This window comes from Streptomyces sp. Wb2n-11, from assembly GCF_001049855.1.
In the GTDB taxonomy this organism is placed as follows: domain Bacteria; phylum Actinomycetota; class Actinomycetes; order Streptomycetales; family Streptomycetaceae; genus Streptomyces; species Streptomyces altiplanensis.
Window position 1 is genome coordinate 160,958 of sequence record NZ_CVPB01000005.1, and the last position, 22,786, is coordinate 183,743.

At 72.7% G+C, this 22,786-nt stretch carries 21 protein-coding genes and 3 pseudogenes; 7 read left to right on the plus strand and 17 right to left on the minus strand.

What is annotated here, in order from left to right:
* Positions 1–9: 9 nt before the first annotated feature.
* The 3 genes from BN1555_RS37070 to BN1555_RS37080 all read right to left on the minus strand — a co-directional run bounded on the left by BN1555_RS37070 (position 10) and on the right by BN1555_RS37080 (position 3,733).
* Positions 10–1,329, minus strand: coding sequence for an ATP-grasp domain-containing protein (locus BN1555_RS37070; RefSeq protein ID WP_093804311.1), 1,320 nt, complete (start codon positions 1,327–1,329; stop codon positions 10–12).
* Positions 1,326–2,576 (minus strand): ATP-grasp domain-containing protein, encoded by a 1,251-nt coding sequence (locus tag BN1555_RS37075; protein ID WP_093804312.1) that lies wholly within the window; start codon positions 2,574–2,576, stop codon positions 1,326–1,328. Before BN1555_RS37075 ends, BN1555_RS37070 begins: the two co-directional genes overlap by 4 nt.
* 230 nt (positions 2,577–2,806) lie before the next feature.
* Entirely contained in the window at positions 2,807–3,733 is a 927-nt protein-coding gene (locus BN1555_RS37080; RefSeq protein WP_093804313.1) for a GNAT family N-acetyltransferase, read from the minus strand.
* A 490-nt stretch (positions 3,734–4,223) separates the two neighbouring features.
* On the opposite strand from BN1555_RS37080, the gene BN1555_RS37085 reads away from it, so the two are divergent.
* The 3 genes and pseudogenes from BN1555_RS37085 to BN1555_RS37090 all read left to right on the plus strand — a co-directional run bounded on the left by BN1555_RS37085 (position 4,224) and on the right by BN1555_RS37090 (position 5,500).
* The gene (locus BN1555_RS37085) at positions 4,224–4,757 is read left to right on the plus strand and encodes a hypothetical protein (protein ID WP_093804314.1); all 534 of its coding nucleotides are present in this window, start codon (positions 4,224–4,226) and stop codon (positions 4,755–4,757) included.
* Between the two features lie 22 nt (positions 4,758–4,779).
* Positions 4,780–4,875 (plus strand): annotated as a pseudogene (locus tag BN1555_RS41860) (hypothetical protein); the annotation flags it as partial.
* A gap of 184 nt (positions 4,876–5,059) precedes the next feature.
* Positions 5,060–5,500 carry an enediyne antibiotic chromoprotein gene (locus tag BN1555_RS37090; RefSeq protein WP_093804315.1) on the plus strand — a complete coding sequence of 147 codons (441 nt, stop codon included), beginning with the start codon at positions 5,060–5,062 and terminating at the stop codon, positions 5,498–5,500.
* Between the two features lie 57 nt (positions 5,501–5,557).
* Here BN1555_RS37090 and BN1555_RS37095 read toward each other — a convergent pair whose 3' ends face one another.
* From BN1555_RS37095 to BN1555_RS37135, 10 genes and pseudogenes are all read right to left on the minus strand, one after another.
* Complete coding sequence (locus tag BN1555_RS37095; RefSeq protein WP_093804316.1) at positions 5,558–5,890, minus strand: SH3 domain-containing protein; 333 nt, start codon at positions 5,888–5,890, stop codon at positions 5,558–5,560.
* Between the two features lie 99 nt (positions 5,891–5,989).
* Positions 5,990–7,120: an NAD(P)H-dependent oxidoreductase gene (locus BN1555_RS41400; RefSeq protein WP_304364564.1), complete on the minus strand. Its 1,131-nt coding sequence runs from the start codon at positions 7,118–7,120 to the stop codon at positions 5,990–5,992.
* A gap of 236 nt (positions 7,121–7,356) precedes the next feature.
* Positions 7,357–7,815, minus strand: a pseudogene (locus tag BN1555_RS39780) (NAD(P)-binding protein); the annotation flags it as partial.
* A 1-nt stretch (position 7,816) separates the two neighbouring features.
* Positions 7,817–9,283, minus strand: coding sequence for a dihydroorotase (locus BN1555_RS37105; protein WP_093804317.1), 1,467 nt, complete (start codon positions 9,281–9,283; stop codon positions 7,817–7,819).
* Positions 9,271–10,401: an acyl-CoA dehydrogenase family protein gene (locus tag BN1555_RS37110; RefSeq protein ID WP_255306568.1), complete on the minus strand. Its 1,131-nt coding sequence runs from the start codon at positions 10,399–10,401 to the stop codon at positions 9,271–9,273. The genes BN1555_RS37105 and BN1555_RS37110 overlap by 13 nt, the downstream gene beginning before the upstream one ends.
* A complete protein-coding gene (locus BN1555_RS37115) occupies positions 10,374–11,435 on the minus strand; it encodes a PrpF domain-containing protein (RefSeq protein ID WP_093804319.1) in 1,062 nt (353 codons plus the stop codon). The genes BN1555_RS37110 and BN1555_RS37115 overlap by 28 nt, the downstream gene beginning before the upstream one ends.
* Positions 11,432–13,273, minus strand: coding sequence for an asparagine synthase (glutamine-hydrolyzing) (gene asnB / locus BN1555_RS37120; RefSeq protein WP_093804320.1), 1,842 nt, complete (start codon positions 13,271–13,273; stop codon positions 11,432–11,434). Before asnB ends, BN1555_RS37115 begins: the two co-directional genes overlap by 4 nt.
* 31 nt (positions 13,274–13,304) lie before the next feature.
* Positions 13,305–14,261, minus strand: coding sequence for a PLP-dependent cysteine synthase family protein (locus BN1555_RS37125; RefSeq protein WP_176710382.1), 957 nt, complete (start codon positions 14,259–14,261; stop codon positions 13,305–13,307).
* 26 nt (positions 14,262–14,287) lie between these two features.
* Entirely contained in the window at positions 14,288–15,073 is a 786-nt protein-coding gene (locus tag BN1555_RS37130) for an HpcH/HpaI aldolase family protein (RefSeq protein WP_093804414.1), read from the minus strand.
* A 44-nt stretch (positions 15,074–15,117) separates the two neighbouring features.
* A pseudogene (locus BN1555_RS37135) lies at positions 15,118–15,983 on the minus strand (TauD/TfdA dioxygenase family protein).
* A 383-nt stretch (positions 15,984–16,366) separates the two neighbouring features.
* On the opposite strand from BN1555_RS37135, the gene BN1555_RS37140 reads away from it, so the two are divergent.
* From BN1555_RS37140 to BN1555_RS37155, 4 genes are read left to right on the plus strand one after another with little or no spacing between them, the layout of a single operon-like run.
* The gene (locus BN1555_RS37140) at positions 16,367–16,573 is read left to right on the plus strand and encodes a tautomerase family protein (RefSeq protein WP_093804321.1); all 207 of its coding nucleotides are present in this window, start codon (positions 16,367–16,369) and stop codon (positions 16,571–16,573) included.
* Positions 16,570–17,880, plus strand: coding sequence for an MFS transporter (locus BN1555_RS37145; protein WP_093804322.1), 1,311 nt, complete (start codon positions 16,570–16,572; stop codon positions 17,878–17,880). The genes BN1555_RS37140 and BN1555_RS37145 overlap by 4 nt, the downstream gene beginning before the upstream one ends.
* A gap of 1 nt (position 17,881) precedes the next feature.
* Positions 17,882–19,105 carry a methionine adenosyltransferase gene (gene metK, locus BN1555_RS37150; RefSeq protein ID WP_093804323.1) on the plus strand — a complete coding sequence of 408 codons (1,224 nt, stop codon included), beginning with the start codon at positions 17,882–17,884 and terminating at the stop codon, positions 19,103–19,105.
* A gap of 29 nt (positions 19,106–19,134) precedes the next feature.
* On the plus strand, positions 19,135–19,512 hold the full coding sequence (locus tag BN1555_RS37155; protein ID WP_093804324.1) for a hypothetical protein: 378 nt from the start codon (positions 19,135–19,137) through the stop codon (positions 19,510–19,512).
* 63 nt (positions 19,513–19,575) lie between these two features.
* Here BN1555_RS37155 and BN1555_RS37160 read toward each other — a convergent pair whose 3' ends face one another.
* The 4 genes from BN1555_RS37160 to BN1555_RS37175 all read right to left on the minus strand — a co-directional run bounded on the left by BN1555_RS37160 (position 19,576) and on the right by BN1555_RS37175 (position 22,474).
* Positions 19,576–20,574, minus strand: coding sequence for a hypothetical protein (locus tag BN1555_RS37160; RefSeq protein WP_093804325.1), 999 nt, complete (start codon positions 20,572–20,574; stop codon positions 19,576–19,578).
* A gap of 129 nt (positions 20,575–20,703) precedes the next feature.
* Positions 20,704–20,928 carry a hypothetical protein gene (locus tag BN1555_RS37165; protein ID WP_176710370.1) on the minus strand — a complete coding sequence of 75 codons (225 nt, stop codon included), beginning with the start codon at positions 20,926–20,928 and terminating at the stop codon, positions 20,704–20,706.
* A complete protein-coding gene (locus tag BN1555_RS37170; RefSeq protein ID WP_093804327.1) occupies positions 20,925–21,890 on the minus strand; it encodes an oxidoreductase in 966 nt (321 codons plus the stop codon). Before BN1555_RS37170 ends, BN1555_RS37165 begins: the two co-directional genes overlap by 4 nt.
* Before the next feature lie 41 nt (positions 21,891–21,931).
* The gene (locus BN1555_RS37175; protein ID WP_093804328.1) at positions 21,932–22,474 is read right to left on the minus strand and encodes a carboxymuconolactone decarboxylase family protein; all 543 of its coding nucleotides are present in this window, start codon (positions 22,472–22,474) and stop codon (positions 21,932–21,934) included.
* Between the last annotated feature and the right edge of the window lie 312 nt (positions 22,475–22,786).

The following is a 22,786-nucleotide window of genomic DNA, read 5'->3' on the forward strand; positions in this document are numbered from 1 at the left end:
GGCCGTCGTTCAGGCGGCCAGGGCCGGGGCCGCCGCGACGGCCGGTTCGACGTCGATCCGGACGGACTCGCGGACCAGCCGCTCGCAGAGCGCGACCGCGCTGTCGGTGTCGGCGGCCGTGACCACGACACTGCCGAGCCGGTCCCAGTTGTCGCGCAGTGGCCGGACGGTGTCACCGGGTCCCACGTCGACCTGCGCGGCGAGCACGTCGGGTCGCGCCCTGACCTCGTCGACGCCTGCGACGGCGGTCACGGTGCCCGGCTCCCGCACCACCGCGCGCATCACCGCGGCGCCCCTCGGCTCGGGGGAGACGGCGAGCGGCTCGACCAGGCCCAGCGGCCAGGCCGTGCCGTACGCGATCATGTCGATGCCGTACGCGGCCTCGACCAGCTCCACGATGTTGTCGCCGCCCAGCCGGTTGTGCGACTCGATGACGAGGGGCCCGCGCGAGGAGAGTCGGATCTCGGTGTGGCTGGGGCCGTCGGTGACACCCATCGCGGTCAGGAACTCCTCGACCGCGCCGGTCAGTGCCGCCCGGCCGTCCGCGTCGAGCCGTGCGGGCACCGCGTGCCCGAGCTCGGCGAAGTGCTTCTCGCTGGTCAGCTTCTCGGTGACGGCGACGATGACGTGGCGGCCCGCGAAGCTCAGCGCCTCGACGCTGAACTCGGGCCCGTCGATGTACGACTCCATCAGGAAGCCGTCGACGGTGAACATGGTGGAGCCGCGGTCGGTGCGGCCGCCGTCCATCTCCTGGATCCGCGCCCACACCCGGTCCAGGTCCGCGCGGCTCTCCGCGCGCAGCAGCCCGAAACCCGCTGTGGTGGACACCGGCTTGACGATGAACGGGTAACCCGCCCGCTCGCCGAACGCGTCCAGAGAATCCCGGCCCCCCACGAGCTCGGCGTGCGGCACCGGAAGCCCGCTCTCGGCGAGGTGCCGGCGCATCAGCGACTTGTCGCGCATCCGGCGGCTCACCTCGTGGCGCCGCCCGTCGGTCAGCCCGAACAGGTCGCCGAGGCGGCCCGCCGGGGTCACCCCGGGCTCGGTCAGCGACACGACGGCGTCCACGCCGTACACGGCGCGGGCGGCCTCGGCGAACGGCCGGACGGTGTCCCAGTCGGTGTAGTCGACGACGAGCAGCACATCGGCGGCGCGGGTCTGGTACTCGGTGACCTTGTCCGGGTGCTGGATCAGCACGATCGTGACGCCGAGCGCCGCGCAACGCTCCACATGGGCGTCGACGCCGCCGATCAGCAGCACGGTCTTCCGGCCGGTGGGCGCGGCCGGGACGGGGGCGGGGACGGGCGCGGTGTGCTCGGTGGTACTCATCGGTGGGTTCCCTTCGGGGTGGCCAGAGTGGTCTCGCGGACGTCGACGCGCAGCAGCCTGCGGACCCGGGCGATCCGGTCGGCGGCCTCGGCGGGCGACTCGGCGTCGACGACGACATGGCCGTGGCGAGTGAACGAGTTGGTGGTGGTCGGCAGCTCATCCCCGGGGGAGTGGGGGAAGTGCAGCGCCTGGACGTAGGGCAGGGCACGGATCGCGTCGAGTCCGGTGACCGACCGCAGCTCACCGGCGGGCAGCAGGAAGAAGCCGACGGACGCGGTGTGCCTCGGCTGCGGCGGCTCGACCGGCTCACCGGCCAGCGTCCGGAAGATCGCGGCCTCGATGTCGTAGTCGGAGGCGGTCTCGATGAGCAACGGGATCCGGTCGCCGCCCAGCCGGGTCTGCGACTCGACGACGCGCGGGCCCCGGTCGGTGAGAACGACCTCGGTGTGCGCCGGGCCGAAGCGGTAGCCGGCCAGGTCGAGCAGCCCGATGACGACCGCGTGGATCGCGGCCCGCTCGGCGTCGGCCAGCGGTGCCGGGTGGACGTGCGAGGTCTCCACGAAGTACGGCGCGCCGGTGGTGTGCTTGGCGGTGATGCCGATGACGTGGTGCACCCCGTCGACGGAGAGGGTCTCCACGCTGAACTCGGGGCCCTGCAGGTACTCCTCGATCAGGTACGGGCCGGGCAGTTCGGCCGCGGTGACCCGCTCCGTCCACTCCTCGAGGTCGGCCGCGTCGCGGATCAACGCGACGCCCCGGCTGCCGGAGGCGCGGGCGGGCTTGACCACCAGGGGCAGCGGCAGCCCGGCCAGCGCGCCGGGCACCTCGTCGGCAGTCGCGACGGAGACCGAGCGCACCGCCGAGAGATTGTGGGCAGCGAGCAGTCCGCGCATCGCGGCCTTGTCGTTGAGCACTCCTATCGCGGCCGCCGGGTTGGGCGAGACGCCGAGCGCTTCGGCCTCGGCGTAGGCCGGGGGCATCGACTCCTCCGCACCGAGGTGCAGCACGTGGCCGATGCCGTGCAGGCGGACCGTCGCGGCAATCAGGGCGCGCAGCCCCTCCTCGTCGGAGAAGTCGGTGAGCAACAGCTCCTGGGCGTGTTCGGCGACCTCGTCGAGGTACTCCCGATCGCGCAGCGAAGGGTCCCAGATCGCCCAGACCTCGAAGCCCGCCTCGGCGGCCTTGCGGACGAACTGGCTGTAGGGCATCACCATCAGCAGCCGCTCGGGCGCGCCGGTGGGGGTCATGTCGGGGGCTCCGTTCTGGTCCTGGTCGGTGACTCGACACGGGGCCGCCGCCGTTCGACGGCCCGCGAGGCGCGGCGACTTCACGAAGAAGTGCCGAGTCCCGGCGGGCGTCTTCCGGTGCGGGAGCGGGTCGGTATCGTTGTGTCGGACATCGGGACGGACTCGGTCGGGAGTGCGTCCCCGCAGTGGCCGGACATCCGACGGGCGCAATATGCGTCCGTCGGAGGGGTTCAGGTGCCGCTCAGCCGGAAACGGGTGAGGGCGCGCGTAGCTGTCACGGCGAAGACGGGCACGAGCGCCTCGGCGCCCTGCACGTCGCCCGTCTCCAGCGTGGCCAGGGCGCGTACGGCGCCACGGGCACGCAGTTCGGCGAGCCCGGCGGTCAGCAGGGCAAGGCCGATGCCGAGCCCGCGGAAGGCCGGCGCGACCGCGGCCTCCAGGACCCGGCCCTCGCTCCCGGCCACCTGTGTCAGGACGTGCCCGGCCGGACGCTCGGAGACTTCCAGGAACAACGCCTTTCCGCCGTTGTCCCGCGACCGGTGCAGCGCGGCGCCGAAGAGCGCCGCGTCCTCGGTCCTGGGGCCACGGATCGCGCGGCGCAGATGCAGCGTGTGCAGGGCCGCGAGGGCACCGGGGTCGTCGAGGTCGGCCGCGCGCACCGAACCGCCGTCGGGCAGCACCATGGGTAGCGCGTCCGCCGTCAGGTCGATGTCGTACTGACCGGTCGTGGCACCGCGGACGAAACCCGCCTCCTTCAGCACGGCCGGGACCAGCTCGTCGCCGTGCAACACGTCGCCGACGGTGACGGAGTACGGTCTGCCGTCCTCCGCCGTGAGCTCGTCGGCCCGGTCCAGCAGCAGGCACAGCAGCGTGCGGGCCGCGCTCGTGCCGTGCCGGCCGGGCAGCGCGGTCAGCACGGCGTCGAGCTCATCACCGCGCGGGGTCAGCGCCGCCCAGGCGATCACTTCGTCACCGGGGCCGGTCAGGCACCAGCTGTTCTCCTCGTAGCCGGGGTGCCCGATCGTCCGGAGTACGTCCTCGCGGGTGTACGTGGCTGCCCCGGTGAGGTTCTTCTCGTGTGTGCGCATCAGGTGGACCAGGCTGTCCGGCGGGACGTCGGTCGGGCGTCTGACGGTGAGCTGCCCGTGCGGGGTCATCGGTGCCTCCCGTCCTTGGGGAATCGGGTCCGGCGGTCGGGCCGGAGCGTCCGGGAGCCCGTGGCGGGCCGCTGTCGGCGGCGGCCCCCCGCCGGGCGGGGCCCGGAATCCGGTACGGGCGGTGAAAGGAATGCCGTGGAACGGAATTCAACGGTATTCACAGCACTCCTCCCTGTTCCTGACCGACCGGATTCCGGCGCCGGTACGGGGGGGCCCGGCGTAGTTCGAGATGCTACGTGCCGGAGCTGTGCCGTTCTTCTCCGAGAATGCTTGGTGCTCCTGTCCATGATTGAACACGGCCGGACGCAGCACGAACCGAGATGCGTCGACGCCGCCCACGAGACGCTTCGGCGAACAAACCCTAAGGCCAGAGCGGGTACGAAGGGGTGATCGCGTGCACGGCGGCGTCACCGGAGCGAGCGCGGACACATCGCTCGCGCAGCGGCACCACGGTCGAACGTCCACTTCCCCGGCGTCGGTTCACACCGCTGTGGAGGACGTCGTTCCGAAGCTCATCGACGTACTTCTACGGAACCGCCACGAATTGCTCACGGTGCTCACCGAAATCGCCACCGCGCAGGCCGCGGGTGACGAACTTCTGCGCTCGGTGAGGGCGTTGGCGGGTGTCCCCGGGGAACTGCTCCGCAATTCTCCTCGGCGGCCCGCCCGCCTCGCCACCTTCCTGCCGTCGAACAACCTGCTCTACTCCCAGGTGCTGTCCGGCGTCGTCCCTTCGCTCTGCACCGACGAGCTCCGGCTGCGTCCCTCGGCCCGGGGCGCCCGCGCCGCGCTCGCCGTCCACGAGGTCCTCGGCCCGTCGCTGCGCCGGCTCGGCGCCGGACGGATCGTCATGACCCCGTGTCCCCGGAAGGAGTTCCTCACCGACCGCGCCCGCTCCGACGCCGTCGTCTTCACCGGCCGCCCGGAGAACGGGGCTGCCGTCGCCGCCCGGCTGCCGGCCGGGACCCTGCTGCTCTCCTTCGGCTCCGGGCCCGACCCCGGTGGTCGTCGGACCCGGCGCTGACCCCGACACCGTGTGCCGCGCCGTGCTCGACGCCCGACTGCACAACTCCGGCCAGGGCTGTCTGTGCACCGACCTCGTCCTCGTCCACCGCTCGCAGGTCCGCGCGCTGGTCCCGCGGCTCGCCGACGCGCTGGCCGGGATCCGGATCGGCGACCGGCGCGACCCCGCCACCGGGGTCGCCCGAGTGGGTTTCATGAAGCAACCTGGAAGATGTGACGGGGCGTCAAGGTCACTAGATTCATTGGTGGCCGCCCGGAACGGGAACGGCCGCTTCCCTCTCCCTCGAACCCTGGAGTTCTCGCATGTCCGTCAAGAACAAGCTCGGCCTCATCGCTCGTGTCGGCGCCACCGCCGCCCTTGCCACCGGCCTGGCCGTCGCCTTCCAGCCCGCCGCGATGGCCGCGGCCCCGGTGGTCTCGGTGACCCCGGCCAGTGGCCTCACGGATGGCGCCAAGGTGACCGTCACCGGCACCGGCCTGACCCCGGGCGTCGTCTACCACGTCGCCCAGTGCGAGATCGTCGCCTCCGGCGACTACGGCTGTGACCCGGCGACCGTGGTGGACATCACCGCGGACGCGCAGGGCAAGCTCAGCACCCAGTTCACCGTGCACAAGGTCTTCCAGGCCGTGAAGGGCGCCCAGGGCACCCCGTCCGGCACGGTCGACTGCGGTGTCACCGCTTGCCAGGTCGGCCTCGGCGACTCCCAGGGCGTCGGCGGCGGCCAGCGCATCACCTTCGCCTGAGCACCGGTCGCCTGACGACGTCGCGTGGTCCGTGGCGCCGCCGCACCCGAACCCCCGTCAGGGAGCCTGGCTCCCACTCGGGGAGGGTGCGGCGGCGGCCAGGACCACCGCGACCGTCTCCGGCTCGAAGTTGACCGCGCTGGACCAGCCGCCGATCGTCAGCCGGAACCAGACCGCGCTGGTGATCACCCCGTCCCTGTGCTGGTCCTCCACCACCTCATCACCCGGTGACCAGCCCTCGGCCTCGTAACCGACAGCCGTGTCCGGCGGCAGCAGCCGGATCACGGGGCTGTCCAGGGACGGTCCCGACCGGACGTTGGCGTCACGCCAGACGGGCCCGAGCAGGGCCGGCAAGGGGTGGAACTCGCCGGACTCGGAGGACGATGACATCCGACCCTCTCCTTCTCTCTGCGCTTCTGTGTGCTTCTCTTCGGCTTTCCCGCCGCTCCCGGCCCTCCGGCCGGGGATTCTTCCCGCCCGCGTACCGACTCAGGCGACGGCTCCCAGGACCGCCTTCCTGTCGGCGGCGCGCGCACCGCCCAGCCACACCACCTGGGACACCATCTGCAGCAACCGCGCCGCGTCCGGCTCGGGCTCCCCACCGGTGGTGTCGGCCGCCGGCACCCGGTCGACGGCCACCCCCACCGGTGTCGGCCAGCCCCGCAGCGCGTGCCCGATCGTTCGCAGCGTCGTCAGCGTCGAGACCGCGCCCTGCGCCGCCGCGCCGACGGCGACCGTGCCGATCGGCCGCCCTTCCAGGTACGGCACCGGACCGCCGATGTCGTTGACATAGTCGAGGGCGTTCTTCAGCAGCCCCGAGACGGTGGCGTGGTAGGTCGGCGACACCAGGACGATGCCGTCGGCGGCCCGCAGCTCGTCGAGGAACCCGGCCACCGCCGCGTGTGAGGTGGCGAGGCCCGGCCGGTACGCCGGGAAGTCGATCTCCGCGCCGGTGAACACGCGTGCGGACGCGCCCTGCTCGGCGCAGTGCTCGGCACACCAGTCGGCCACCCGGTCGCAGGTGGATCCCTGGCGCAGCGATCCGCTGATCAGGACGATGTGCGGTGCGGACATGGCGGAGGTCCCTTTCTTCGTACGGAGGGTGGTCATCGAAGAGGTCGGCCCGGCGGTCCGTTCGGGACCCCGGACCCTGGGCCGCCAGCCCAGGACGTCGGTGAGCGCCACGTCCTTGCGGCCGGCGGAACGCACGTGGGCATTGCGGCATTCCTCGGCCGCCCGGTCGGCGCCTTGGTCGAGGGAGCCCTGACGACGGGAGGCCAGGACGACAGCCCCGGCGCGCGGCGCGCGCTCGCGGGCGTAGGAGGCGAGCGCGTCGGGCACCTCGGCGGCCGAGGCCAGCGCCTCGGACAGCACCAGCGCGTCCTCGAGGGCCATGTTGGCACCCTGGCCGAGGGCCGGGACCATCGGATGGGCGGCATCGCCGAGCAGCGCCACCCGGCCGTCGACCCAGCCGTCGACCGGGTCGCGATCGTGGATGTCGGTGACGACGATGTCCTCGGGGGTGGCCTCGCGCACCAGGGCGACGACCGGCGGGTACCAGCCGTCCATGGCGCCGAGCAGCGCAGCCCGGGCGCCCTCCGGGCCCAGCGCGGGCCACACCCCGGCGGCGCGGTGATCTTGGCGGTCCAGTACAGGGTGTCACCGCCGACCGGAGCGACGAACAGCTGGATGCCACGGCCGTTGACCACGTGCCCGCGCGCGCCGAGGGCCGAGCCACTGGTTCGGCCGCGCACCGAGGTGTAGCCGCGGTAGTGCGGCGGCCCGTCGTCCAGCATCCGGGCCCGGACCGCCGAGTGGATGCCGTCGGCGCCGATCAGCGCGTCGCAGTCGATGGTGTGCCCGTCCGAGAGGACCGCGGTGACCTGGTCCGGCCCGGCGACGTAGTCCGTCACCGCGGTCGCGAGGCGGACGGCGGCCCCGGCGGAGAACGCCTCGTCGAGCAGCGCCCGGTGCAGCGCCGTGCGCAGCACCGGAATCTGCGGAGCCCCCGGCGCGGCCGTCGATGTGCCGACTTGCTCCTCGGCGAGCACCGTGCCGTCCGCCTCCATCACGATCCGCACCTCGTCGCGCCGGGTGACGTGCCCGACGTCACGGATCCGGGCCCCGAGGCGGCCGCTCAGCGCGTCGACCGCGCGTACCCCGTTGGGGTACAGGACGAGCCCCGAGCCCCTTGCGCCGATCCGTCCCGCCCGTTCGACGACGGTCACGTCGAGGCCGCGTGCGGCCATGCCCGCGGCCGCCGCGAGTCCTCCGATCCCGCCGCCCGCCACCACCACGGACCGTCTTCTGGTCATGTCATTCCCCTCGCGCGGCGAACGCCGCCGTCGGTGTCGTGTCCCAGGTCGTCGCGGACCGAAGGCTCGTGTCTTCGGGGTCCACGTCGCCGGCGGCCGGGGCCGTCCCGAGCAGCCGGCCGTCGTATGCGCCGAACGTCCCCGACCCGGCGTCCCACACGGTCCGCCCGGCCCGCAGCGTGCGCTCGACCCGGCCGGTGAACGTCCAGCCCTCGTAGGCCGACCAGCCGCACCTGCTCTCCACGTCGTGCGCCGAGAGCATCCACGGTGTGTCCGGCGCGAAGACCACCAGGTCGGCGTCGGCGCCCGGCGCGATCCGCCCCTTGCCAGGAAGCCGGAACAACTCGGCGGGCAGCCGGGACAGATGCCGCACCAGCCGGGTCACCGCCACGTCCGGATCCTCGTCGGGACGGCGGCGGCGCATCCCCGTCCACACGGCGACGGCCAGCTCCTGCACGCCGGGCAGCCCCGGCGGTGAACCGGCGACCGAGCGGGTCTTGTCCTCGACGGTGTGCGGCGCGTGGTCGCTGCCCAGCGTCGAGGCCTGCCCCTCGATCAGCGCCCGCCACAGCCGGTCCTGGTCCAGCTGGCCGCGGATCGAGGGCGAAAGCCGGGTGCGCGCCCCCAGCCTGCGGGTGTCTTGGTCCGTGAATGACAGGTGGTGGCCGGTGACCTCGAAGGTCACCGGGTATCCGGCGGCCCGCGCCGCGCACACCAGGTCGGCCTCCTCGGTGCTCGACAAGTGCAGAATGTGCGCGGCGGTGCCGTACCGCCGGACCAGTTCGATGACCTTGGCGACGGCGACGATGCCGCCGGTGCGTGGGCGGTGCCGCTCGTACTCCAGGTAGCTGCCCGGCTCGCCCCACCAGGCGTCGAGCAGCGCGAACAGGCCGTCGTCCTCGGCGTGCAGGACCAGCTGGACCCCGCCCTCGGCCGCCGCGGCGAACGCCCTTTCCAGCACCACTGGGTCGCGCACCACCGTCGGTGCCGTGTGGTGGCCCGCCATGAACACTTTCGCGCTCGTCGCCACCGCCGGGTCGAGCTCCGCCAGCAGCTCAGGCCTGGCCGGGTCAAGTCCGATGTGGAAACGCAGGTCCACCAGTGAACGGCCGGCCACCAGCCGGGCCTTCTCGGCCACCGCGGCCGGGTCGAGCGTCGGCGGCACCGTGTTCGGCATGTCCATCACGGTGGTGACGCCACCGCGCACCGCCGCCCTGCTGCCGTGCTCCCAGTCCTCCTTGTGGGTCAGGCCCGGCGTACGGAAGTGCACGTGGGAGTCAATGAGGCCGGGCAGCACGTAGCGGTCCCCCGCGTCGATCCGTTCGACGTGGGCCGGGGCGGTGTCGGCGCCGGTCACGGCGGTGATCCGCCCATCGGCGATCAGTACGTGGCCCGCGCGCACCCCGTCCGGGGTCACCAGCCTGCGACCGCTGACCACGAGGTCGGGCACCGTGCTCAGCCCGTCCATGACGCCGCCACCAGTTCCCGGCACAGGTCGTTGGTCGGACCCATGAACGCGATGCCCCGCGCGTCGGTCAGGAGCCGTCCGATCCGCGCGCCGTCGCGGTACCCGGCCGAGCCGAGCATTCGCGCCACGTCGAGGCAGATCTCCTCGGCCGTCGTGCTCGCGTGCAGCTTGCTGTGCAGTGTCGTCAGGCCCGGATCGGCCGAGGTCCGTGCCCCCGCGCGGTCCACCATGGCCCGCGCTGCCTCGAGCCGGGTCGCCAGCTCCACCAGCCGGTGCCGCACGGTCGGCAGCGTGAGCAGCCCGTGGTGCTCCGCGTGCTGTACGGCCACGTCGAACGCGCCCTGGGCGATGCCCACCGACACTGCGCCCAGGCTCGCGCCCGACTCCCGCACCCCGGCGATCACCGAGGCGGCCCCGCCGATCGGTCCGAGCCGGTCGGCGTCCGCGACCACACAACCGTCCAGCGCGACCAGGCCGGTTGCCGAACCGCGCATCCCGGCGAGCCCGAAACCGAGTTCCGGGACCACACCCGGGGTGTCCGCCCCGACCAGGAAGAAGGTCTGCCCGTCCGCCCCGTACCCGGTCGGCATCACCGGCGACGCCTCGGTGGCCGTCCGCACCAGCACCAGATAGATGTCGGCGATTCCGGCGCCGGTCGCGAACGCCTTCGAGCCGTCCAGCTGCCACCGGCCGTCGGCAAGCCGCGTCCCGGTGCTCGACAGGTTCCGCTTCGCCGCCCCCGCACCCGTCTCGCTCCACGCCGAGGCCGCCAGCACGCTGCCGTCGGCCAGTTCCGGCAGCCAGCGCTCCCGCTGCTCCTCCGTGCCCCACTCGGCGATCCGGGCGCTCACGGCGAAATGCTGGAATGCGACGATCGCCACCGACGGATTGACGGCGGCGATCTCCGCGACGACCCGGTTGATCGCCACCGCGTCCCCGCCCGCACCGCCGTGCCGGACCGGCACGGCGGTGCCGAGCAGACCGCTCGAGCGCAGCTGGGCCAGCATCTGACGGTCCGGCTCACCCGCCGGATCGGTCTTGTCGGCGGATTCGGACAACCGGGCGCGCAGCTCGGCCGTCAACAGCGGTCTCATGCCGCCCCCGACAACGCCAGGCATTGGGCGACCTCCTTGAATTGCAGATGGCTCAGGGGCGTCAGGACGAACGAACCCTGGAAGGTGACGCTCTTGCGTGCGACGGTCGCCCACAGCAGGGCGCCCTCGCCGCCGGCCGCGCCGGGTGCCGCCGTGACCGCCGTGACGGCCGTCCGGCCGCCCGTCGTCTCGATCTCCAGCAGTCCCGTGTCGGCCCCGTTCTCGCGGGCGATCCGCCACGGCACGGTGCCCGGGATCCGTACAGCCGTCCCCAGGCACACCACTCCGGTCAACGCGATCGAGGGATGCCAGCCCGGCACCGTCACGGCCCGGGCCGCGATCCCGCCGTCCACGGAGGGCAGCACCGCGGCGATCTTCGGAAAGGCCCCGTCGGACGGCCAGCCCAGTCGGTCGGCCGCTGCCGCGCGCAACGCCTCCAGCCGGCCGAGGAGTTCGTCGCCCGCGTCGAACAGCGCCGCCTGGTCGGGCACCCCGAGCTCGCGGGCGTCCACGAAGGCATACGCGTTGGCGCTCGCGACCAGCGACACCTCGGTCCGGTCGGCACCCGCCACCAGCTGTGTACGGGGCGTCCCGGCGGGCAGCAGTTCACCGAACGGCACCGGCGCCGACTGCACGAAGGTGACCGTGAACGCGGCTCCGTCCCGCTCCACCCGGTCGACCTCGCACACCACGCTGTCGCCGTTGTTGAGCACCTGGACCCGGATCCGCGCCCCCGGCACCAGCCGCGGCAGCATCCCCGAACGGGCCGCGGCCACCACCGCCGACAGGACCGAATGACCGCACGAACCCCGCAGATCGAACCGGTCGGGGGCGCCGGGCAGAGCCTGCACGAACCGGTAGTCCAGATCGAACATCGGGTGCGCGGACGGCTCCACCAAGGCGATTTTGAGCACATGCGCGCCGCCCGCCGACACCAGGTAGCGGCGGGCTTCGGCGAGGTGCGCGAGCAGCGCATCGTCGTCCCGCGGCAGCCGTCCGGCGTCCAGCACGAAGGTGGGGCAGGGGCTGCCCGCCGCGTACGCGAGATGGCCGATCACGCCGCCACCGCCGGCGTCCGCGGCCCGTCCGGCACCACCGGTGTGATCCCGGGGAGGGCCACGGGGCGGCGGAACTGCTCATGCCACACCTCGTAGGCGAGCAGCGCCCACAGTGCGAGCGCGACGCCGTCGTCCGGCCGCTCGGCCTGCGTCGCGAAGAGCGCCTCGACCGCCGCGCCGTCCAACTGGCCCCGATCCGCGAGCCGGCCCACGGCCAGCAGGTCCCGGGCGTGCTCCCACAGCGTGGTACCCGGCCGCAGCATCGCCGTCACCGGCAGCGTGAACGGCTGCTTCGGGCGGGTGAGCACCCGCTCCGGCAACAGCCCCGCCGCCGCTCCGTACAGCGTCCGCTTCACCTGTCCGCCCTGGATCCGCTGGTGGTCCGCGAGCCCCCGGCCGAGCGCGACCACCGACCGCTGACAGAACGGCACCCGCGCCTCCACCGAGGAGGCCATGCTCAAGTGGTCGACCCGGCGCAGGTGGTAGGCGGGCAGCCGCTGCTCCAGCTCGAACCGGGTGATTCGGTCCAGGACCGTGCCGGGGCCGTGGAGCAGCTCGGCCAGGACACCGGCGGGCAGCGCCGGATCGGCCGCGACATGGGCCCGGTAGTCGGCGGTGTACAGGCGCGCCCGCAACGCGGCCGGGGCGGCGGACAGCGCGTCCAGGTACCCCGCCGACCACTCCTCGCCCGCGGCGGACCGCTCGGCGGCCACCCGCATCCGCTCGTACCCGCCGAATACCTCATCGGCGGCGTCACCGGTCAGCGCCACCGTGAAACCGGCCTCGCGCACGGCCCGGAACAGTGCGTACGTGCTCAGTGCGATCGGGTCGGCGTTCGGCTGGCCCAGATGCCACGCCGTGTCCTGGAGGAGCGTGGGGAAGTCCGCCGGGTCGATCTCCACCTGGTGGTGCGTCGCCCCGGCTCGCTCGGCGACCTCCCGCGCGAAGTGCCGCTCGTCGAACGGCCACGTCCCCCGGTAGGCGATGTTGAAGGTGTCCACCGGCCCCCGCTCGGCGGCGAGCGCCGTCACCAGGCTCGAGTCCAGGCCGCCGGAGGTGATCATGGCCACCGGCACGTCCGCGACGAGCAGCCGGCCCACCTCCGTGCGCAGCGTCCTGCGCGCCAGCCGGGCTGCGGTGAAGCCGTCCGGCACCGGCCCCTCGGTCAGATCGGCGGGCCGCCGCCGCACCCGCGGGGTGCCGCCGAGCTCGCACACCCAGGTGGTCCCCGGCTGAAGGACGTCCACGTCCCGGTACACGGTCCGCGTACCGAACGGCGTCCTGGTCGTCAGGTAAGCGTCGAGCGCCGACTCCCGCACCTGGGCGGCGGTCCCGCCGAAGCCCAGCAGCGCGGGCAGTTCGGAGGAGAAGCGCAGGGAATGCTCCGCCGCGTCCCAGCGCAGGTACAGCGGCTTCATCCCGATGTGGTCGGTGGCGAGCAGCAGCCGCGGCGCCGGGCCGCGCTCGTCGACCAGCGCCAGCGCGTACATGCCGTCGAGGTGGTCGGTGAAATCCTCGCCGTACTCCAGGTACAGGGCGGGCAGCACCGAGCCGTCACAGCGGTCGGGGAAGTGGTGGCCGCGCTCCGTCAGGCGGGCGCGCAGCTCCTCGTGGTTGTAGATCTCGCCGTTGAACACGACCCGCACCTGGCCGTCCCGCCCGTACGGCTGCTCGCCGCCGTCCAGGTCGACGACGGCGAGCCGGTTGCTGCCGAGGCCCCAGCCGGGGGCCCGCGCGATCCGGGCGGCGTCCGGACCCCCGTGCCGCTGGAGGGCGGCGACGGCGCGCATCTCGTGCGGCGTCGCCGCCGCGTTGAAGTAACCGAAGATCCGACACATGTCTGCCTGTCTTTCGTGAGGAGACGACGGATCAGCGGGCCGTCGACAGGTAGCGCTCCCCGCTGTCGGGGAATACGGTGACGACCGTCGCGCCCGCCCAGCGGGAGCGGGCGGTCACAGTACGGGCTGCCCAGGCGGCGGCCCCGGAGGAGACGCCGACGGGCACGCCGGTGGCGCGGGTGACCTCCCGGGTGGTCGCCGCGGCCGCCTCGTCGGTGACCGCGACGACCTCGTCCACCAGGGACAGGTCGGTGATCTCGGATATGTATCCGGCGCCGATGCCGGGAATGCCGTGCGGCCCGGCCTCGCCGCCGGACAGCACGGCGCTGCGGGCCGGTTCAACAGCCACCACGTGCAACGCGGTGCGCTCCTTCAGGTAGCGGGCGGTGCCGGTGAGGGTGCCGCCGGTGCCGACCCCGCACACCAGCACGTCGATCCGGTCGCCGAGGGCCTGCCAGATCTCCGGTCCGGTGGTCGCGTAGTGCGCCGCCGGATTGGCCGGGTTGCGGTCCTGGTGCGGCACCCACGATCCGGGCATGGTCCGCTGCAGTTCCTCGGCGTACGCCCAGGCGGCCATCAGCCCGTCCCCGGCCGGCACGAGGCGCACCTCGGCGCCCAGCTCGCGCAGGATCAGGCGGCGTTCCTCGGTGGCGTTGTCGGGCATCACGATGACGCAGCGGTGACCGCGCCGGGCGCACAGCGCGGCCAGCGAGATGCCGGTGCTGCCCGACGAGCACTCGACGACGGTGCCGCCGGTCGGCGGCAGCAGCCCGGCCTCCTCGGCCGCCCGCATCATGAACAGCGCGGCTCGGTCCTTCACGCTGGACAGCGGGTTGGCCGCCTCCAGCTTGGCCAGCAGCCGCACCGACGTGCCCAGTCCGGGCAGGGGCACGTCGAGCAGCGGCGTCCGCCCGACCAGGTCGTCCACCGATCCGGCCGGTGCGCCCACCGGTCCGGCCGGTACTCGCGTGCTGAGCTCTGTCGTCACGGTCGCCCCTTTTCCGTTTCGCGCGGTCAGACCGTGCCGAGGCCGCGGGCCGCGGCCAGATGCGCGGCAGCGGCCTGCTGAAGGTGGGTGATGTCGCTGGAGACGGTGGCGAAGGTGAACCCCTCGGCGAGCCGCTTCGCGGCGTTCTCACCGTCCAGGACGTGGATGCCGCAGGCGATGCCGTTGCGCCGGGCCGCGTCCTTGATCCGCACCAGCGCCGCCTCCAGTGCGTCCGCCGCCGCCGGGTCGCCGAAGAAGCGCGCGCCGAGCGCCGCCGACAGGTCGGCGGGGCCGACGTACACCGCGTCCAGGCCCTCGGTGGCGCAGATGGCATCCAGGTCGTCCATCGCGGCCGCCGTCTCGATCATCACGACGCAGGCGACTCGCTCGTCGATCTCGGCGGGCACCGAGCCGAGCCGCACCTCGGCCCGGACCGGACCGCCCAGGCTGCGGGTGCCCGCCGGGTGGTGCCGGCAGGCCCGGACCACGGTCCTGGTCTGCTCGGCGCTCTCCACCATGGGGACGATCACGGCGCGCGCACCGGTGTCCAGGGCGACACCGATCGCGACCGGATCGGGCGACGGCACCCGGATCACCCCGGCGGACCGGCCACGAGCGTCGACCGCCAGCATCGCCGACTGCCAGCCGGGCTGGTGCAGCACGCCGTGCTGGCCGTCGACGCCGATGTAGTCGTAGCCGAGACCGGCGATCCGCTCGGTCCCGGCCGGATTGTCCAGGGCGATCCAGTAGCCGACCAGCGGCTCCCGGCGCCGCAGCCGCGCGGCGAACTCCCCGGGCGCGGGCACCGACACGTGCGCGTCGCCGGGACCGGCGGGTGCGGTCACGGGTGCGGTGCTCACGCGCCCTCCCGCAGGGTGTAACTGCGCTTGCCGTCGAGACCGACCGGCACGTCACCGTCGACGGACACCCGGTGCAGCACACGCTGGTGGCGGTCGTAGTCGTTGACCGCGTAGTGCTGGGTGCTGCGGTTGTCGAAGATCAGCACGTCGCCGGGGCGCCAGGACCACCGCGCGGTGTTCTCCGGGCGCCGCACGTACGACTGCAGCACGTCGATGATCGGCCGCGACTCGCGCGGAGTCATTCCGACCAGCCACTGCGCGAAACCGCCCAGGAACAGGCTCGGTTCACCGGACTCGGGATGCACTCGCACCACCGGGTGGGCGGTCTCGAACCGGCGGGCCAGGAATGCCTTCCGGACCTTCTCGCCCCGCTCGGTGCCGAGCCGCGGTTGCTCCGCGTGGTTGGTGTGCACGGCCCACAGGCCGTCCGCTACCGCGCGCAGCTCCGCCGGCAGGTCCCGGTACCCGGCGGCCGCGTTCGCGACCATCGTGTCCCCGCCGTAGGGCGGCAGCACCACGCTGCGCAGGCTCGTGCCCAGCGACGGGGCGGTGGTGAAGCTGATGTCGGTGTGCCAGTGGTCGGCACGCTGGTCCTCCCGTCGACCGGGATCACCTGAGGGGTGCCGTCGACCGTCCGCATCATCGGGTGCGGGGCGGTGAGCGGGCCGAACCTCGCGGCGAAGGCGAGCTGGTGGGCGTCGGTGATGTCCTGGTCACGGAAGAACAGGACCTTGTGCTCCAGGAACGCGTCGTGGATCTGCCGGAAGACGGCGTCCGACAGCTCGGCGGAGAGGTCGACGCCCATCACCTCCGCGCCGATCCTGCCGCCGATCCTGCGTAGGTCGAAGAGGGACACCGGCATTCCTTCCGAACGGGTCGGGAGCCCAGTGCTCCCGTGAGGGGTGGGGCCGCGCGGGCATCGGGCGCGACAGACCGTCCCGTCACGCGAGAACACCCGGCGGCGGTCGGACGGGACCGGCCGGGCAGGACGGCGCTGATCACACCACGGCCGGAAAACGACGGCAAGACATCCCGGAATTGCGCCGCGACTTCACCAACTCGGTGTTCACAACCACGAGGAGAGGGCCCGGGGAAATCCACGACTTGTTCAAGTTGTGCCGCCTTTCCGACCACCTCTTGCCGACCGGCCGATGGCGGGGGATTCTCGAGCCGCCGTACCTGTGCCCGCACCCTGAAAACGTCTTCCGCGCTCTTTGCCGCCTTCTGCAGAAAAGGACCGCTGACATGCCGGTGATCACCGTCAACTGGTGGCAGGGCAACGACCGGGAGAGCCGAAGAGATCTCGTGGCCGGCATTACCGATGTGGTCACCCGGGTCTCCGGCTGCCCCGACGAAGCCGTCACCGTGATCGTCCGGGACGTGGACCCCGGTCACTGGGGCAAGGGCGGTCAGCTCGCCGACGAGATCCGCCCGCCGCGGAGCCTGCGATGAGTACGGGGGAAGCGAAGAAGGCGAGGGACGAGGCGCGGACCGTCCTCGCCCTGCGCTCCCTGCACCCCAACATCCGCCTCCGTCTCGGCGTCGGCTTCGTTCAGCGGTTGCTTTCGGTCATGCTGATGCCGCTGCTCGTCATCCACCTCGCGGGCCTGTACGGTGCCGCCGTCGCGGGCGCCCTCACGGTCTGCGTGGCGGCGGCAGGCATCGCGGCCAACTTCCTCGGCGGCCACTTGGCCGACGTGCACGGCAGGCGCCCGGTCATGGTGGCCGGCGAACTCGGCGCCACCGTCACCTTCGCCCTCCTCGCGCTCGCCAACTCGCCCTGGTGGAGCTCGGGACCCGCGACCTTCGGACTGTTCCTGTTCAACACCTGCTGCTCGCAGCTGGCCACCCCCGCGGCCGACGCGATGATGGTGGACGTCTCCACCCCCGAGAACCGCCCGCTCGTCTACACGATCAACTACTGGTCCATCAACCTGGCCTTCACCGTCGGCGCGCTGCTCGGTGGCTTCCTCTACGACGGGCACTTCCTCCAGCTGCTGACCGGCGCCGCCGTGCTCTGCCTGTTGACCACGGCGGTGATGTGGCGGTGGATCAGCGAGACCGCGCCCAGCACCGGTGCCCCCGGCGCGTCCGGTCCGGCCGCGATGGTCCGCGGCTATCTCGCCGTGGCCCGGGACCGGGTCTTCCTGCAGCAGCTGGCCGCCGCCGCGCTGATCGCGGCCGTCGAGATGCAGATCGGCTACTACATCGCCGTCCGGCTCGCCGACGAGTTCCCCCGCCAGACGCTCCTCACCCTGGGGTCCTTCGGCCTCGACGTCGACGGCACGGCGATCCTCGGCGTCCTGCGTGCGGTCAACGCCGCTCTGGTCGTCGCCCTCATCCTCGCCGCCAAGACCCTCCTGGGGCGGGTCGGCGAACGCACGCGGCTGTACGGCGGCATCACTGTCTTCATAGCCGGCTACATGATCTGGGCCGTCAGCAACTCCGGCTGGGTGCTGATCGCCGCCGCCGTACTGCTCACCGTCGGCGAGATCGCCAGCGTCCCGGTGCGCCAGGCCCTGCTGGCCGACCTCATCGACCCCGAGGCCCGCACCAAGTACATGGCCGCCTATGCCCTCAACGCGCGCGTGGGCCTGCTCGTCGCCGCCCTGTGCGTCACGCTCGGCGCTTTCGTCCCCGCTGTCGGCATGAGCCTGCTCTACGCCACCGCCGGCGTCGCCGCGCTGCTCCTGTACCGCTCCCTCCTCGGGGTGCGCGCCACCCGCGAGGCCGGGACGAACCTTGTGGAGGCTGCCTGACATGACCCGCACCGCGACCAGACGTCTGTTCACCTCGGAGTCCGTCACCGAGGGCCATCCCGACAAGATCGCCGACCGGATCAGCGACACCGTCCTCGACGCACTGCTCGCCCAGGACCCCCGGGCCAGGGTGGCGGTCGAGACGCTGATCACCACCGGCCTGGTGCACGTCGCCGGCGAGGTGACCACCACGGCGTACGCACCGATCGCGCAGCTGGTGCGCGAGGCGATCCTGGAGATCGGTTACGACTCCTCGAAGAAGGGCTTCGACGGCGCCTCCTGCGGTGTGTCGGTGTCCATCGGAGCTCAGTCCCCGGACATTGCGCAGGGCGTCGACACTGCGCACGAGGCCCGCGTGGAGGGCGCCGGGGACGTGCTCGCGTCCCAGGGCGCGGGCGACCAGGGCCTGATGTTCGGCTACGCGTCGGACGAGACCCCGAACCTGATGCCGCTTCCCATCGAGCTGGCCCACCGGCTCTCGCGTCGTCTGGCCGAGGTCCGCAAGAACGGCACCGTCCCCTACCTGCGTCCCGACGGCAAGACCCAGGTCACCATCGAGTACGACGGCGACAGGGCCGTCCGGCTCGACACGGTGGTCGTCTCCTCGCAGCACGCGAGCGGCATCGACCTGGAGTCGCTGCTGGCGCCCGACATCCGCGAGTTCGTCGTCGAGCACGTCCTGGGGCAGCTCGTCGAGGACGGCATCAAGCTGGAGACCGAGGGCTACCGCCTCCTGGTGAATCCGACCGGGCGCTTCGAGGTCGGCGGCCCGATGGGCGACGCCGGACTCACCGGCCGGAAGATCATCATCGATACGTACGGCGGGATGGCCCGCCACGGCGGCGGCGCGTTCTCCGGCAAGGACCCGTCGAAGGTCGACCGCTCGGCGGCGTACGCGATGCGCTGGGTCGCGAAGAACGTCGTCGCGGCCGGCCTCGCCCGCCGCTGCGAGGTGCAGGTGGCGTACGCGATCGGCAAGGCCGAGCCGGTCGGTCTCTTCGTGGAGACCTTCGGCACCGAGGAGATCCCCCTTCACCTCATGGAGAACGCCATCGCCGAGGTCTTCGACCTCCGCCCGGCCGCCATCATCCGCGACCTCGACCTGCTGCGCCCGATCTACTCCCGGACCGCCGCCTACGGCCACTTCGGCCGCGAGCTGCCGGACTTCACCTGGGAACGCACCGACCGCGCCGACGCCCTGCGCATCGCGGCCGGCCTCGACTAGTCCCTTCCGCCCCTACGAGAGGAATCACCGTGTCCACGATCACCGCCCCGTCCGGGACCAGCTTCTTCCCGGAACCCGTCGCCACCGAGCGGGCCCGCCACCGCGTCGAGGAACTCATGGCCGACTTCCGTACCGGCGCCTGGCACCCGACCCGGCTCGAAGGCCGCGTCGCCGAGCGGCTCCTCGCGTCGACCGCCGGAGACGGCATGCTCACCCCCCGCCGTATCCGCGCGGCCCTGTGGGAGGGAAACATCGCGCTGACCCACGAGAACGACGGCCGCTTCGCCCAGCTCCTCGCCGACATCGTCCCCGTCCTGGACGACCCCCAGCTCACCGCCCTCGACATCGTCGACGCGGCGGGCGAGCTCGTCGGCGCCGTGGCCTCCACCGCCGCCGTCGCCGCCTGATCCCTCGACGCGGGTGGCCCGGACGGAGAACCTCCGTCCGGGCCACCCGCGTCGAGGACCGGATCAGCCGGCCCAGGGCGCCATCGGGTACCAGATGATGTCGCGGCGGGCCAGGATCCGCAGGTCCCAGTACAGGACCATGAAGACACCCGCCGCGATGAACGCGGCCCCCATCAGCGCCGCCGCACGGCTCGGCCGCTTCGTCATCCACCGGTGCAGCCGCTCCCCGAAGAAGCCGGTCACTAGGAGGAACAGCACCGCCATGACGAGGATGTTGCCCAGGGTCTGGAGGCTGAACGCCAGCGACCCGTACAGCACGTTGCGGCTCTCGGCCGTGTCCCGGAACAGCTGGCGGAACAGCGGGAAGGGACGCCCGATGAGGAAGGCCCCGATCAGACCGCCCATGAACAGCATCGGCGCGCTCGGGTACGCCTCCGACAGCTTCGCCAGCGGGTCGCGCACGATGCCCAGTGCCGCCAGACCGAGGTACGTCATGACCAGGCCGATGAGCCCGTAGACCACCATGGCCTGGATGAGCCGACCGGAGAGACCTGAACCGCCCTGGCTCTGGTCGAACTGCGGCATGACCGTTCCGGACATCGCGACCAGCATCCCGTACACGGCGGACACGGCGACCGCCCCGGCCGCGAGCAGCCCCAGCGGACGCAGCGCGGCGGCCATCCGGCCCCGGCGCGAGACGGCCCGCCCGCCGGTCAGCGGCGCCAGCGCGCTGAACACGGCGATGTTGCACGCGGTGAACGTGCCGGCGACGCCCGTGACCAGGGCGAAGAGGATACCGGCCAGGGCGCCGGCGATCGGGGTGCCCTTGGCGGTGTGCCCCAGAAGCGAGTCCGCGACCGTGTCACCGATGGTCCGGTCGACGAACTCCGCCGACCACACCACCGTCAGGGCGAAACCGAACAGGGCGCTGACCGCGATGACCAGCGCACGGCGCCGCGGAACATGGCCGTTGAAGAAGAACGACGGGGTGGGATGTTCGGGGACCGCGGCCCGTTCCGGCCGGGAGCCGACGGGGGCGGGTCGCTGTGCTGTCTGCGCCATGACATGCCGCTTCCATGAGGGGGTGGGATACGCGGCGAACGCTAGGCGCGACAGCGCGTCACCAGGGATGTCGTCGGCGTGTTCAGCACTCAGGAAGAACGCCCCGCTCCCACTTCGTGAGGTCGGCCCTCACCAGGGCCCGTGGGCGGCGTAGCGGGCGTACCCCTGCGCCTCCACCGCCCGCGCGGGCAGGGACGAGGTGTCCGCCTGCCAGGCGGCTCCCGTCACGTCCGGCAGCACCATGTCGAAGTTCCGCCACATCCACGCCCAGGCCGCGACCGGCCGGAACCGCCCCTGACCGTCCAACCCCGCACCCACACCGGCCGCGATGCCTTCCTCCGGCACGGCGTTCACGCTCGCGCGCCCGTCACCGGACACACGGCTCCGGAGGCGCCCGCCGCCCGTGGTGCTGACGGGAACGCGTAACGCACACCCGTCAGCCCCTCGGACAACCGCCAGAGGCGATCCCGCGCCGCCATGTCCCGGGAGGCCCGGCTGGATCGGGCCGGAGCGGGCGCGCCCCGGCTCTCGAAGAGCTTCGAGGGGCCGAGGTGAGCACCGCCCGGTACGCGCGGGTCGGTGGCCGCACGCAGCGACGGCAGCGCCGCCCGGTCCGCAGGCTGGGCCAGCCACCGCAGTCCCGCCGCGGCCACCGGCCGCAGGAACCGGGGTGGGTCGCCGTGCCACAGGCCGGTCGGGGACAGGCCCGGATGCGCTGCGAGAGAGGCCGTGGCCGCACCCGCCGTGGCGAGCCGGTGGTGCAACTCCCGCGCGAACAGCAGATTGGCGAGCTTGGAACGCCCATACGCCGTCAGCGACCGTCGCCCGGTCGAGGACCGGGCCCCGTCCTCGTCCAGGACCCCGAGACCCGCCCGGTGCGCGAGGCTGGCGACCGTGACGATCCGGGAGTCCGGCACCGCCGTCATCAGGCCGAGCAACAGGCCGGTCAGAGCGAAGTGCCCGAGGTGGTTGACACCGAAGTGCGCCTCGAAGCCGTCCTCGGTACGCCGGTACGGAGGGAACATCACCCCGGCGTTGTTGACCAGCAGGTCCAAGCGCTCGTGCCGGCCGCGGACCAGCGCCGCCGCCTCGCGCACCGAGTCCAGCGACGCCAGGTCCAGCCGGACGACCTCGGTGCTGCCACCGACGCGGGCGGCGGCGGCCCGGCCCCGCCCCACGCTGCGACAGGCGAGGAGAACGTGCGCCCCGCGGGCAGCGAGTACCCGGGCGGTCTCCAGGCCGATGCCGCCGGAGGCGCCGGTGACCAGCGCGACCCTGCCGCTCTGATCGGGAATGTGTACGGGGGACCAGACCATGTCAGCCTCCTGAGGAAGACGGCGCGGACGAGCACGGAACGTCAGCGGGCGGCGCCGTAACCGTGCTGGACGACGAGATCCGCCGCCACGTCGTAGAAGGACGGGTCGGACGGAACGTCCGTGGCCAGACCGTTCACGTACCGGTTGAACATCGCGAACGCGGCCGCGATCAGGACCGTGTCGTGGATATGGGTGTCCGTGGCGCCCTCGGCACGGGCGGCGGCGATCACCTCGCCGGAGACAGGGGCCGCCTCGGCCTGCACCTCGGCCGCCACCTTCAGCAGCGACCGGAGCAGCGGAGTGATCGCCGCCGTGTCGACGTCGGCGAGCACGGACACCACCAGCTCGGCGCCGCCCTCCAGCTGCGCGGCCGCGAACGCGCTGTGCGAACCGGCGCAGAAGTCAGTGCGGTTCAGGTGTGACACGTACGCGGCGATCAGTTCACGTTCGCCCCGGCTCAGCGGCGACGGACCGCTGCGCAGCAGGGTCTCGGCGAGCTCCGACAACACGCCGGCGGTGTCCGGGCGCTGAGCGAACAGTCCACTGATGCCGGGAAGGTCACGGGTGATCTCGATGTGGGGCACCGGCACGTCCTCGTCGTCACATGGGATACGGATGGGCTCATCGTCGGGACCCGTGGGCCGGCCGGCCAACTCCCGGCGTGCGGACCCCGCTCCGGACAGACGCCGTCAGCCCCGCACTCAGAGAGAGGCGTCCCGCCACCCGCTGGTCCAAGAATGAGGACGGGGCAAGGAACATCCTGCGGCACGCGGAGACTTGGGCAGATGGCCGTGCCGGTACGAGCACGCCCCGCTTCCCGGTGTCATGCCTCCACGGGGTGGGTGAGCCGCCAGTCCCGCAAGGCGGACGACAGCACCAGAACCCGCCGGCACACG